The organism is Mesorhizobium sp. M0239 (assembly GCF_040321815.1).
Classification (GTDB): Bacteria; Pseudomonadota; Alphaproteobacteria; order Rhizobiales; family Rhizobiaceae; genus Mesorhizobium.
The window spans coordinates 37,605-50,162 of record NZ_JAMYSG010000021.1 but is presented as its reverse complement, the minus strand read 5'-3'; the positions used below and the strand labels follow the sequence as shown (position 1 = coordinate 50,162).

General features: G+C 58.8%; 9 protein-coding genes and 3 pseudogenes. 6 read left to right on the top strand and 6 right to left on the bottom strand.

What is annotated here, in order from left to right; translation table 11 throughout:
• Positions 1–244: 244 nt before the first annotated feature.
• The 5 genes and pseudogenes from NKI99_RS21955 to NKI99_RS21935 all read left to right on the top strand — a co-directional run bounded on the left by NKI99_RS21955 (position 245) and on the right by NKI99_RS21935 (position 3,618).
• Positions 245–541 (top strand): hypothetical protein, encoded by a 297-nt coding sequence (locus tag NKI99_RS21955; protein WP_352611925.1) that lies wholly within the window; start codon positions 245–247, stop codon positions 539–541.
• Positions 531–1,124 (top strand): type II toxin-antitoxin system VapC family toxin, encoded by a 594-nt coding sequence (locus NKI99_RS21950; RefSeq protein ID WP_352611924.1) that lies wholly within the window; start codon positions 531–533, stop codon positions 1,122–1,124. The genes NKI99_RS21955 and NKI99_RS21950 overlap by 11 nt, the downstream gene beginning before the upstream one ends.
• Positions 1,125–1,250: 126 nt before the next feature.
• Positions 1,251–2,113: pseudogene (locus NKI99_RS21945) on the top strand (DUF1403 family protein); the annotation flags it as partial.
• A pseudogene (locus NKI99_RS21940) lies at positions 2,108–2,266 on the top strand (SMC-Scp complex subunit ScpB); the annotation flags it as partial. The pseudogenes NKI99_RS21945 and NKI99_RS21940, both read left to right, overlap by 6 nt.
• A 602-nt stretch (positions 2,267–2,868) precedes the next feature.
• The gene (locus NKI99_RS21935; RefSeq protein WP_352611923.1) at positions 2,869–3,618 is read left to right on the top strand and encodes a DUF8608 domain-containing protein; all 750 of its coding nucleotides are present in this window, start codon (positions 2,869–2,871) and stop codon (positions 3,616–3,618) included.
• 328 nt (positions 3,619–3,946) lie between these two features.
• On the opposite strand, the gene NKI99_RS21930 is transcribed toward NKI99_RS21935, so the two are convergent.
• Positions 3,947–4,345, bottom strand: coding sequence for a hypothetical protein (locus NKI99_RS21930; RefSeq protein ID WP_352611922.1), 399 nt, complete (start codon positions 4,343–4,345; stop codon positions 3,947–3,949).
• Between the two features lie 358 nt (positions 4,346–4,703).
• Positions 4,704–5,820: pseudogene (locus tag NKI99_RS21925) on the bottom strand (IS110 family RNA-guided transposase).
• Between the two features lie 453 nt (positions 5,821–6,273).
• Here NKI99_RS21925 and NKI99_RS21920 point away from each other — a divergent pair.
• Positions 6,274–7,500, top strand: a complete 1,227-nt coding sequence (locus NKI99_RS21920) for an ATP-grasp domain-containing protein (protein WP_352611978.1) — start codon at positions 6,274–6,276, stop codon at positions 7,498–7,500.
• Positions 7,501–7,735: 235 nt separating this feature from the next.
• Here the strand turns inward: NKI99_RS21920 and NKI99_RS21915 are convergent, their stop codons facing one another.
• From NKI99_RS21915 to NKI99_RS21900, 4 genes are all read right to left on the bottom strand, one after another.
• Positions 7,736–9,487, bottom strand: coding sequence for a CocE/NonD family hydrolase (locus tag NKI99_RS21915; protein ID WP_352611921.1), 1,752 nt, complete (start codon positions 9,485–9,487; stop codon positions 7,736–7,738).
• A 129-nt stretch (positions 9,488–9,616) separates the two neighbouring features.
• Complete coding sequence (locus NKI99_RS21910; protein WP_352611920.1) at positions 9,617–10,654, bottom strand: ABC transporter ATP-binding protein; 1,038 nt, start codon at positions 10,652–10,654, stop codon at positions 9,617–9,619.
• Positions 10,651–11,667, bottom strand: coding sequence for an ABC transporter ATP-binding protein (locus NKI99_RS21905; RefSeq protein ID WP_352611919.1), 1,017 nt, complete (start codon positions 11,665–11,667; stop codon positions 10,651–10,653). The genes NKI99_RS21910 and NKI99_RS21905 overlap by 4 nt, the downstream gene beginning before the upstream one ends.
• The gene (locus tag NKI99_RS21900; protein ID WP_352611918.1) at positions 11,664–12,557 is read right to left on the bottom strand and encodes an ABC transporter permease; all 894 of its coding nucleotides are present in this window, start codon (positions 12,555–12,557) and stop codon (positions 11,664–11,666) included. The genes NKI99_RS21905 and NKI99_RS21900 overlap by 4 nt, the downstream gene beginning before the upstream one ends.
• Position 12,558: the final 1 nt, after the last annotated feature.

Sequence of the window (12,558 nt, the reverse complement as noted above, 5' to 3'; positions counted from 1 at the left end):
GTGCGATTCTTAGAGCCCCAACGTGCGACCAAAGCGCCCAATTGTCCACCGCGAGGTGCTTGACCAATAGCTCCCGAGATTTGCGCCGGTCGCGTACGACCACACGCTGGGTCGTGCTATAGCATGACTGGGCGACGGACCATCTCCGATCCAGTGTTGACCCTCCTAGGGCCCTCTTTCTCAGTGCCGATCCTTGCCTTCATGTTCAACATCCCTTATGTTTCGTTCAACAGGAGAACCCAAGATGAGCGTACGTGGCGCAACGGCAGCCGAAAGCGAGGAGCGGATCGCCCACACCCGGAACCGTCTGGTGCTTGAGCAGGCGAGGGCGGTCGGCCTTCTCGGCGCGGCCAAGAACACACGCCTTTCCGGGAGGGTGCCGTCGGAATTGATCGAGGCGGCAAAGAAGCGCGCTCATGTGAGTTCCGACACCGAACTGCTGGAGCTCGCCTTGTCGCGACTAGCCCTCGAGGACGATTTTGGCGCCCGGCTCGTCCGCCGCAAGGGCAGCATCTCCGCGGACATTGATCTTGGCGTTTGATCTCAGGAGCGCACTGCGTTCCCTCAAACCACAGCGGCGTGCCGGGGGGCTGGAACGGCGGCCGGATTCCGCTCTGTCCTGGGCAGGTGATCAGCCGCCTGTCGGCGGTGCATTGCTTCTCGACACGAGCGTCTATCTGGATGTCCTGCAGGGGCGCACGCCTGAAATGGTCGATGACCTTTTGACCTATCGGCTCTGTCAGCACTCGGCGGTCTGCCTTGCCGAGCTCAGCCATTTGTTCGGCCGGCTCGATCCGGGCCATCCCACGACGAAGTCGGTCCTTAAAGTGGGTGCGGACACGATCGAAGATATTCCAGCGCACCGGCTGCATGCACCCGACGCCACCGTCTGGGGACGCGCCGGCATGCTTGCCGGCCTGCTGTTCCGGCTAAGCCGCCTGCCGAAAGGGGAAGGGCATGAACGCCGCTTCCTCAACGATGCGCTGATCTTTCACCAGGCCGGTCTGCTGGGCGCGACGGTCCTGACCGGCAATGTTCGGGATTTCGACTACCTCAACCAGCTTGCTCCGTCGGTGCGTGTGATCTTCTACCGGCCGGTGACAGACTTGCGCCCGCAGGGTTGAAAGCGTCTGTGGCAGATATGCTTGCCAAAAGCGCCGCCATGATTCATCGCGTTTTCAATGATTCTGCGTCCCAAACCCTCTCCACGCCACCATGGCACCCTTGCCGGTGCTCCTTCGACGGCGCCGATGGCAACGGTGCCGGCCTGGCTGCGCCGGGCCATCGCGGATGCGCAAAGCCTTACGGCAAAAGATGTTGAGGACGTCGCGCTCACCGCAGGCGCCACCATCGGCGCGCTCGATGCGGTGGTCCGCCGGCAGGAGCGGTGGGCTGGAGCCTGGCGGCAACGCCTCGCGCTTGCGGCGGCTGCGGTGACGGCACGGCAAGCCGGCCGCGTCGAGAATGAAGGCGCGCTGCGCAATGCCGTGCTGCTCACAAGGCCCGGCGACAATGTCGGGCCCGCCGGTCTTTTGCTGATTGCCAGGCGCCGGCTGGCCGGCACGCCTGCCGAGAAACTGCTGACCGAGGCGAGCATCGGCGCGGTGCTGGATGACCTCGGTCTCCGCCGCGACGACGAGGTGGTCAGCGACCTGGCGGACGATCTTCGACAGCTTTCCGCAGGTATCGGAATGGTCGGCATGCTGACCGGCGCGTTCACGGCGGCCGAAAGATATGGTTTCGCACGAGCCTTCGGTTGCTGGCTCGCCGACGCCCTGCTGGCGCAGCGGCTGGGCTGGGCACACGCGGTGCCGCTGCTGGGCGCTGAAGCGGCCTTGGGCGCAAGCGCCCGCCCGCGCCGATCGGCAGCCGGCTCTGCGGCGACAGACATTGAGACAAATCCTGAGCGTGCCAAAAGTCTGCTTGCCGCGCAGGCGCGCGTCATCGATCTTTTCGCCGAGCTCGAGGGCCGCGCCGATCGGCTGCTTGCCATTGCGCCAAAACTCAGGGCCAAGGCGGCGGACATTGTCGTCGAAAAACTGCTGTCCGACGACGCGACCGTCGCATCCGAAAGATCGCCGGCATGAGCGACCGCGGTCTGCGCCGGCTGTTTTTCGGTCTCGACACGCTGCGCGACCTGCCCGACTTTGAGGCGTTGGAGGATGCCGTGCTGCTCAGCAAGGAAAAGTTGTTGGCAGGCAACATCGCACTCGCGATTGAGCATCATGTCGCTCCTGGCCGCCACCCAAATTCCGAAGCCCGCTGACGAACAGGCGTTCGAGCGTGCCTCTGTCGCGCTATGTCGAGGTTTGCTCTGCGATCAGAGGAACGGCAGGCGCGGCGTGGCCAGCGTCAAAATGGTGTCGATCTGTTTGGCGTACGCAAGATCCGGCACGTCATGTCGGCATTCAGTGCAAGCTGAAGGGCGATGGACAAAGTCTGACGGAGGATGACATACGCGACGAAGTTCGCAAGGCTCTGACATTCAGGCCGGAGCTCAAAGAGTATTTCATCGTCACCACTGCCCCTGACGTGTTGCCCTTCAGGAGCTGGCGAGGCAGCTCGCCGTTGAGCAGAAGGCGAACGGCCGATCAATCTTGATCTATGTTTGGGGCTGGAACGCACTAAGGAGCGGATCAGTGAAGACGCCGTCGCCCGAAGCAGTTCGACCCGGACTACGGCGCATTCAGCGAGAAAATCTCGAGAGCGTCGGACAAGTCGCACTCGTCCAAGAGGACATCAAGGGTCGTCTTGGCACCAGGCTTGCGCAAGTCGACGCTAGGCTCGCTCGCTTCCAGGACGATAACCGCTGGTTAGTAAACCCGACTCGCGGTAACTGTCGTCTCCGGGTTTCAGGGAAAAGGCGGAATGAACCGGGATTTGTGGGAGACGGGTTTTTCCTCACTGCCAAAGTGGACGTGTCCGCACTGCCAGAAGGGCTCGTTGCATACGATGCCGGGTTTTCCTCGCGTCGAAGAGACCGAGTATTCCAAGGAAGAACAGAACCATCCTGATTCCGAGCCGGACTGGACGGTGGAGCAGTTCGTGGCCCTGATGAAGTGCGAAACCCCGTCATGCGGTGAGGTTGTGGCCGTTGGCGGCAACCGCGCTGCATGGCTGCAAGAGGATTGCGAGCATCACCGTCAGTATTGGGAAAGCACGCTGGTTTGCGCTTTCGTGCGTCCGGCTCCCCACATCATACCCGTTTCCAAGAAGCTGCCGCCTGAGGGTGCATCGCAGTTGAAGAAGGCCTTTGAGCTGTACTGGCTGGATAAGGCTGCTGCTGCCAACCGCCTGCGTATCTTCGTGGAGCGGCTGATGGACCACTTTCAGGTGCCGCTAAAGGGCAAGGGCAACAAGACGAAGAATCACACCCTTGATCTTTCAGAACGCATCGAGGAGTTCGACAAAATGAAGCCCGGCCACAAGGACGCGCTCAATGCCCTACGGCACGTGGGGAACTACGGCAGCCATGAAGGGCAATCGGACACGCAGGCGCTGCTGGATTGCTTTGAGCTGCTGGAGGACGCACTGGCCGAGCTAATTGATGAGAAGACAGCGATGCTGGCGGCAAAAGCACAGAACCTCATCCAGAATAAGGGGAAAGTGGGCTGGTAGGCGTTCGTGAAGCACCACGATATTCCGCAGTTCTATCTTGTGCCGTAGGTCAACCGACAAACCGATAATAAGCTGACGGAATATGCCGTCTCAGGTTCGCATGAGCAATTCCCCCGGCTGGAATCAAGCGTCGGGGCCAGACCGGCATCTACATCTGGGAAAGCGAGCAACATCTCCTGGAAGGCTTCAGGTCGCTCCGCCTCCTGGCTGGGCTACGGCGCGCCGCATATGGCAGACATCGAGCTGCAGTGTGGCATGGATGTATATCGGCTGCGGTTTGAGCCGGTGGAGATGGTTTCGATTCGCCGACAGCCGCAGAAGCCGGAATCTAGAACTCGGCCGTCTCGACCAGGCAAAGGATCAAATGGAGCGCCGCCTGAGGAATCGCCGGTCGTCGAGCAGCTTTCCCGATATTCCGGAGCTTGTTCTCGCGTCCGATCGTTTCGACTGTAATGATTGCGAAAGCAGCTAAGGTGACGCGGGGCGCCTCGATCTCGTGAGCGAGCTTGGTTTCCGCGAAATGACGGGCAGTGACGGTATAGAGGATGGGGAGTTCTTTGAGGCAATGAGGCAGGCAAAACAGCGAGCTGCGGCGAAGAAACAATGGTACGAAACGTTGACAGCGGGTGAGCGCGTCGTCGCTGATGTGGCAGAGCGTCTTTTCAATAGATTCATCAAGCCGGCGAGGTTGCCGATCCGGGTCAAGCGTAAGGTCAAGTCCAGACACAAGCCGATCTCCAATCCCAATACAGGATCGGCAACCTCACAGATCGCGACCACTCCCGAAAGGTGGTCCGGAAAAACCGCTCTGATGTCCGCTGTCAAGGTTTGGAACGCAGGAGGTCGCCCGTTCCGAGGAACGGCTGCTCATTCTGATGATCGCGCATGGGTGGAGGCGGAACTGAAGGACGTCGGTGATCCAGCTCTGATGCGCGGGTTGGCTACCGCATTCCCGATTGTGCGTCCGGGGCTGTTCCTATCTTACTGCGGGCGTCGGCCATATTGCCGGCCACAAAGCGTTTGACGGGCATTTCCCCTGCCGGGTCCCGCCTCCGCCTATGCGCGAGATGAAAGCCGTCGCAGGTCTACGACCTGATCGCCTGGGCCTCCCTTGCAACGGCCCACATGAAGCCGGCCAGTTCAGGGGCGATCGCTGTGCACACCACCGTTGTCCTCTTGCCTCGTCCGCTCGACATTCGATGGCGGGCGGTCAGCCGTGTTTGAGCCTTCCATGCGATCTCGTGCACCTTCGGTGGTGCTTGTTCCAGCCGGTACAGCTTCGTCTTGCCGACTTTGGGCGGATGCCGGTAGGTCCATGCACTCTCGACCAGCATATGGCGAACGCGGCCGTTCCCCGCCTTGGTGATGCCGCTCCGTCTGACTGTCTCGCCCGTCGATCGTTCGCCGGGAACGAGGCCAAGATAACCCATGAGCTGGCGCGGGCTCTCGAACCGCTGTACGTCGCCAACCTCGATGGCGAATGTCACGGCAACGATCAGTCTACTCCCCTCAGGGTCTGCAGCGCCCGCACGATCGGCGCCAGGGACCAGGTCGCAACGAACTCCTCGATCACACCCCCAATTCGCTCCACTCGCTCTTTCGAGACGCGGACTGCTTCGACCATTTCCTGAAGCGCGATCTGATGCGCCGGGTGTTCGAACGATTGCTCCTGCAGCCAGCTCAGATAGCGCATTGACCAGCCCTTCCTGCGAGGATAGATACGCCCGTGCTTGAGCATGAAGGCGCTCACATGCTGCCGGTGGACGCGAAGCGTCTCGACTGCGGCCGCCCGGGCGCGGACGAGATCACGCATGGCTTCGTGACCTTCATCAGGGACCCACACTGCCGTCAGTTCGCTGGCGCGCAGGCAGTCGAGCCAACGCAAGAGCATCCCGGCGGTTCGTCTTCACCCGATCGCCGGGCTTCCTTGGGATCAGCGATGGGGCGACCACCATGCATTCATGGCCGAGCGATCGGATCAGCCGATAGAGACCGTAGCCGGTTGGGCCGGCCTAGTAGCAGAAATGCACCCGATCGAAGTTGGTGGCGATCCGCCGGATAACTCGGCGCATGCTCTCATTCAATTGCGTCGACCTCGCCGAAGACGCGAACCTCTCCTTCCCGGCCAGCGTCCGAAATCGCGATGGCGTTCCTCAGCTTTGCGACATCGATTCCGACAAATGCTTCCCTATAATCTGCCACGGCTCGTCCTCCTGTGATGAGGATCGGCTCGGCCCGCCCGAGCAACCCTCGGACGCGCAGTGTAGGGCGAGCCACCTCACCGACAGAGGCGGACATACGGTATCTAACAGCGGCTCAGTGGGTTCAATGGATGGAATTCGGGTAAGCACTTTCGGGAGCCGCCGGCGGCAATCATGCGTCCCAGCCGTGCCGGCAGTTCCATAGATGCGGGTGTGGCCCGATCCAAGCATTTCTCCTTCAACGGCGTGAAGGCTCCGCCATTCTTGGCTGCATGCCACACCGCCGGCAACCAAAACGTTGCAACAAATCCTTTCAACTAAATTCACAGAATCTTTGCAACCGCAGGGCGCCGAAAAGGGTACCTTCATCGCAAGTCTCAGGGGGCACGGCCAAAAAGCTGATGCCCATCTGAACTCTGACCGCCGCACAGCTCGCAACAGAAGGTCAACAGCAATGGGAAGAAGAGCAGTCATCCTGGTTGAAGGCGGTCCATGGGGTTGTTGTCAGCTATACGTCCAAGCGGCCCAGCGTCTTGGTCTTCATCCAATTACCCTGTCGGCTAATCCAACTTGCGACGACTACCTTGTGACAGAAGGGACTGAGGCAATTCGCGTCGATACAAGTGATCTCGATGCGCTGATCCGCGAATGTTCCCGGATACGTGCGACCTATGATATTGCTGGCATTATGGGCAGATCGCTGTTCTATGCGACAGTCGGCAAGCTCTGCCGGCATTTCGATCTACCGGGACCGAACGCCGCATCGATTGAGCGATGCCAAGACAAATTTACTCAACGTCAGCTCCTTGCGGAGGCCGGTGTTCCAATGCCTGCCTATCGCTTGGCAGCAGATGCGAGGGACATTGAAAGATCTGCCGCGGAGATCGGCCTGCCCGTGGTTCTTAAGCCAAGTGTAGACGGGGGTAGTACTGGAGTTCGATTGTGCTGGAATTTCGACGAGGTCGCCGAACATACGGCCTATCTGTTGGGCGGGAAGTACATATGGCGGTCTTCGCCGAGGGTACTGGTTGAGGAATTCGCACAAGGCCCCTACTATACCGCTGACATAATGGGAAGTGAGGTCATTGGGATTGGCGCCGGTGACTTCGGCCCTCCACCACATTTTGTTTATCGCGAGTTCACTTATCCGGCCCTTTTGACTGATGGGGAATATAACCGTATCGCTGATGTCTCGTTGAGCTGTTTGCGAGCTCTTGACCTCGGCTGGGGGCCAACGAACATTGAATTCCGGTGGACGAGGGGTGGCCCAGTCGTCATTGAAGTCAATCCGCGTATGGCTGGCACGCCCGATCCCCAATTGGTTCAGCTGGCTTATGGTGTTGATCTAATCACCGAACACATCAAGCTAGCCATCGGTGACGAATGCGATTTGCATAAAAGGCTTTCGCACACTGCGGCCGCGCGGTTCCTGGTTGCTGACCGCGACGGCGTCCTCGATTGGACCGGTGGAGACAGCCAAGCGGCTGCCGTATCAGGTGTCGCCGAGGCCAAATTCTACGTCCAACCCAAAACGCCGATCGTCAGGAAAGGCGACCACCGAGACACGATCGGACATGTTATCGCTGCTTCACCTACCCATGCGCAGACCAAGGCGATACTTCAGCGTGCCGTCGACTTGATCGATTGGTCCATCACACCATTTCCGAAACTTGGCGAATAGGAACAATCTGCTGCTGGTACCGCACAGCGCAGGTGGCGTAAGGGAGAGCTGATCGTGGCCGAACATTGGTGCAATCGTCTGAATCCGAGACGCCAGCGTAGCGCGTGCCTAATTTAACGAGAAGGCCAGCGATCGCTTGGCGAAAAGGTAGGAGAAAATCCTTGTGCGCATGCGGTAGACTCGCATTCGCACCGGTCAACCGGAATCCCAAATCGGACTCGCGTGTTAGGCAGGATCAAAATTCATGCGGATTGATGGATTGGAGGCCTCCAGCAATGAATTTGCTTTCCTTGCGACTTGGTTGATTCAGAAGCGTGCCGATTGCCGGCGCTGGCGCTTGCGCAATCGCACCTGGGAGGATCGGCAGGGTTATTCTGGAAGAATGCGTTTCAGAATGTTGAATCCGATTGATGCAGGGCGAGCCAGCTGGAATGCTCGCCATTAAGTGGTGCGGGATAGGGTTGGGCGCCCCAATTGTTAGCTCAAGACTATGACCCTTTCGTAAAACATGGGCAAATGGACTGAGCAAAGACATCCGCACTTCATATATCTCTTCCGGCCTAAGTTTTTCGCTCCTAGAAAACGTATGCAAAACTTCTTCGGAGTTAGTCTGCGCTTCATCAATTTCCTGAAAGGATACACGATGCAGGCCAGACTGCAGAAAAAGGACAACACCATCAGGACTGACATCCTTCAGGGTGATAGCTACATCGACATCATCTCCATTATCGATGCTAAGAAACAGAGTTATTTCGGGATTGCCGAGCAGATTCATGTCCTCAGCTAACGGCTCGGTTCGATAGTTTAGTACCCCGTACGTATAAGGAACAAGCGCAAATTGTTTATCGCTGCCGGTAAGCTCGACTCCAGTTGGATAGAGATAGGAACGAACGCCTTCCTTGGGGCTCGAGGAGGCTTGTTCGATTGAAAGGCCCCCATCTGCCGTCAGGAAATAGGGCCGTCGTCGCACCGCAGGTTCTGGCCAGGTAGCGTGGGAGGTTGTCCAACCTGCAGCCGCCTTCTTCGGATCGCCATCGGCTGCGCTGACTTCCCAAAATACCTTTACGGCTGGTTCATTCTCGATACCATTTCTGATACCTTTGACCCAGCGATCTAGAAACTTAATCTGTTCATCGACGATGAAGGGGTAGCCTCTCCAAAAACATCCGGTCCTGTGGTCACCATTGGTCAGAAGCAGTCGTTTTTGTTGCAAGTTAGGCACCAATCGACTGAAGATGCGTGCGCCTTCTCTCGCGGCGCCGCCATCTTCGTCCTGCCACGCGCCTATGATCATTGTTGGTACGCTGATTTGGCCGACGAGCTCAGCACGAGTTACATCGACGCTGTCCCACCATGCATCTTTGAACTTGTGCACTTGCATCACGTCGAAATATTGGTTCTTGACTATCTGCCGGGCACTTCCGCGAACCTTGGCGCATTCGCTATCGCCGTGGCTGATCCGCCATTCCTTCCCGGTCGGGTGCATGTTCTGGGTATAGGCTTCCCAAGTCGCCAAATATGGCTGCAGCATGCCACCCATATAACCCATAGTTTCGAAACCATCGACGATCGCAGTGGGCACAATGGCTTTCAAGTGAGGAGGCCTCTCTGCAGCGACCCAGAGTTGGCTCGATCCCGAATAGGAATTTCCCACCATCCCCACGCCGCCGTCGCTCCAAGGCTGCTCAGCGATCCATTCGATGACTTCCGCACCATAAGCCCCCACCACGCGGTTCGGAAACCAGTGGTCGACGACACCTTCCGAACACCCTGTAGCGGGCCAGTTTGCGCCGAGGACAGCATAACCAGCATCTAGAAGTGGCTTCGCTTGTTCGAATGGTAGCGCACCGGCGTTGTAGCAATTGTAGGTGAAGATGGTCGGATGTCGGCCGACCTTAGGGCGGTATGAAGCATAAGCGACACGTGTGCCATCTCTCATTGGCACATAAGCTACGTCGCAAATAACATCAGATTCCACATAGTTCATGTCGCTCTCCTTTTTATAGGTATGCGCAAATTTCTGTCGCTTCAGGGAAGGGTTTCATGCCGACAAGGCCTTCGCAAAATCTGGACATCGCAAACTCGGAAAATGTTGCTCCTGGCGGCCGACCCGTTATCATGGAGTTCGTTCCACGGAAGACAGCGGCGGCCGCGCCAACGGCGCTATTTCGGGCTCTAGCGGGAAATGGCATCTGAAGCTGTGCTCCGTATCATCCGGGCTTGTTGAAGGTTCGGGGAAGACGCCGCTGCAGATATCCTGCGCGTAACGACAACGGGTGTGGAACTCGCAGCCGATTGGCCGGTTCATCAAGCTCGGCACTTCACCTTTCAGCTCGATCCTATTGAGCACCGCATCCGGGTCAGGCTCGGGATTGGCTGCAAGCAGCGCCTCGGTGTAGGGATGGCGTGGTTGCTCAAAGATACGTTCGGTCGAGCCGACCTCTATAAAGCGGCCGAGATACATGATCGCCATGCGATCGGTCATGTGGCGCACAACGTTAAGATTGTGCGTGATGATCAGGATCGCCATGCCGAGCTCGTCTTGAAGCCGCGCGAGAAGATTGAGCACCTCGCCCTGCACCGAGACATCGAGGCCTGCGGTCGGCTCATCGGCAATGATCAAGTCCGGATTCAGCGCAAGAGCACGCGCGATACCAACGCGCCTGGCCTGACCTCCGGAAAGCTGATGGGGGTAGCGGCGAGCAAAATCCGTTGGTAAGCCGACCATGCGCAGCAGGCGCTCGGCTTCGCCTCCGGCATCGCGCTCCTTCAGCCCATGGATCCGGAAAGGCTCCGTCAGCAATGATCGCACGGTCAGCCTTGGCGAAAGCGAGCCGACCGGATCCTGGAACATCATTGCCATGCGGCGCAGGTAGGGCTTGCGTTCCGTCCCGCTTAGCTCCTCAATTTCCTGTCCGTCGAAGCTGATGCTGCCGCTCACAGCCCGCTGCAAGCCGATGATCGTGCGCGCGATAGTCGATTTGCCGGAGCCGCTTTCACCAACAAGGGCAAGTGTCTCGCCCTTACGGATTTCAAAGGACACACCGCATACTGCGTCGATGAAAGGGGCTTTCGTCCCGGTTGCGAACGCCTTCAGCGGACCCATGGTGCGGAAGCGGACCCGCAGATCCTCAACCCGAAGCAGCGCAGTCATGTCGAAACCAGCCGTTCTTTGTCGAGGAGATGGCATCGGGCGACTTGGTCCACGCCGATGCGGTACTCGACCGGGTTCTCTTGCACACAGCGATTGGACGCATGTCGGCAACGTGTGCGGAAGACACATCCTACCTTGCTGCCGAGGAGACTGGGCACCTCGCCGGGAATGGTCGGCAAAGTGCGTGTGCTTTTTTTGATTCGCCCCGGGTCGCACTCAAGCAGCGCGCGCGTGTAGGGGTGAGCAGGATTGTGGAAGATGTCCCGAACCGCGCCCTGCTCCACTACTTCGCCCGCATACATGACGACGATCCGGTCGCACAACTCAGCTACCGCGCCGAGGTGGTGGGAGACGAAGAGGATCGAGCAACCAATTTCTTTTTGCAGATCCTTGAGCAAATGAATGATCTGCACTTCCAGTGTTGCATCGAGCGCGGTGGTTGGCTCGTCGGCGACGAGTAGCGTTGGCTTCACAAGAAGCGCCATGGCAATGCAAACGCGCTGACGCATGCCGCCGGAGAAGTGATGCGGATAGGCGCGGATACGGCTTTCCGGATCCGGGATTCCGACCCGGTGAAGCATTGCTAGGGCGCGAGCGCGCTTTTCGCTGCGACTTCCCTGTTCGTGGTGCTGGATGTCGATCATCTGGCTCTCGATGGTCCGCACAGGATTGAGTGCGGTCATCGGGTCCTGAAAGATCATCGAGAGACGATCGCCGAGCAGGCTGCGACGCGCTGGAGCGGGCATTTTGAGCAGGTCTCGACCTCCGAACAGCATGCTGCCGGCTGTGACATCCGCGTTTTCTGGAAGCAGGCCCATCACTGTATACGCGAGCGTCGACTTTCCGGATCCGCTTTCGCCGACTATGCCAATCACCTGGGCGGCTGGGACGTCGAGAGAAACATTACGCAGCGCATGGACGCGCCCGCGCGGCGTGCCAAAATCGAGATTTAGGCCACGGATCTCAAGAAGTGGCCGGGGGGACGTATGTTGTGTGAGATCGTGGCGTCTCATAGGTCTTTCCGCAGCTTGGGATCGAATATGTCGCGCAGCGCCTCGCCCAGGAACGTGAAGCCAAGCGTCGCCAGGACGATGGGAATGCCGCCGGCGATGACAAGCCAGGGCGTCTGACCGATGTAGCTATAGCCATCGTTGAGGATAGTTCCCCAATCGGGTGTCGGGGGTCGCACGCCCATGCCGAGAAAGCTGAGACCCGCCTCTACGGCGATGACGGCGGGCACGTCCATGCTCACGAGAATGAGAAGGGGGCCGAGGACATTGGGGAGCACATGCACGGCAAGGATGCGCGTTGTGCCGGCGCCCATGCTGCGCTCCGCAGCAATATATTCACTGTTGCGAAGCGCTTCTGTCTGGGTACGCACGACACGCGCGTAAATGGGCATGGACGTTATTGAGATGACGAGAATGACACTCGCCAAGCTTGGTCCCAGAAGCGCGATCATGGCCAGCGCGAAAATGATACTTGGGAAGGAGCGAATCGTATCGAAGAAAAGCAAAAGCAAATTGTCGAGCCAGCGCGGACCGAAGCCCGCGATCAAACCAAGGACCAGCCCAACTGCCAGTGAACTGCCGAGTGAGGCGAAAGCAACGAGCAGCGGGATGCGGCCGCCCATGATGGTGCGAGAAAACGTGTCGCGGCCCAGTTGGTCCGTCCCCAGCAGAAAGTCCAGTGAAGGTGCGGCCAGACGTGGCCCAACCATGATCCGGATCGGATCGTGCGTGACAATTAGCGGAGCGAAGATCGCAGTTACTGCAATAATTATGACAAGCACTGCTCCGAACATGCCCAGGCGGTTTTTGCGAAATTGCCCCCAAAAGGTGCGAAAGGCGCCGACAGCCGTGGCATGGTTGGCTTCCGGACGGATGGCTTCAACGCTCACCATG

Coding starts and splice junctions, on each gene's coding strand:
- NKI99_RS21955 (WP_352611925.1), top strand. CDS start 245: ATGAGCGTACGTGGCGCAACGGCAGCCGAAAGCGAGGAGCGGATCGCC.
- NKI99_RS21935 (WP_352611923.1), top strand. CDS start 2,869: ATGAACCGGGATTTGTGGGAGACGGGTTTTTCCTCACTGCCAAAGTGG.
- NKI99_RS21920 (WP_352611978.1), top strand. CDS start 6,274: ATGGGAAGAAGAGCAGTCATCCTGGTTGAAGGCGGTCCATGGGGTTGT.
- NKI99_RS21915 (WP_352611921.1), bottom strand. CDS start 9,487: ATGAACTATGTGGAATCTGATGTTATTTGCGACGTAGCTTATGTGCCA.
- NKI99_RS21910 (WP_352611920.1), bottom strand. CDS start 10,654: ATGACTGCGCTGCTTCGGGTTGAGGATCTGCGGGTCCGCTTCCGCACC.
- NKI99_RS21905 (WP_352611919.1), bottom strand. CDS start 11,667: ATGAGACGCCACGATCTCACACAACATACGTCCCCCCGGCCACTTCTT.
- NKI99_RS21900 (WP_352611918.1), bottom strand. CDS start 12,557: ATGGTGAGCGTTGAAGCCATCCGTCCGGAAGCCAACCATGCCACGGCT.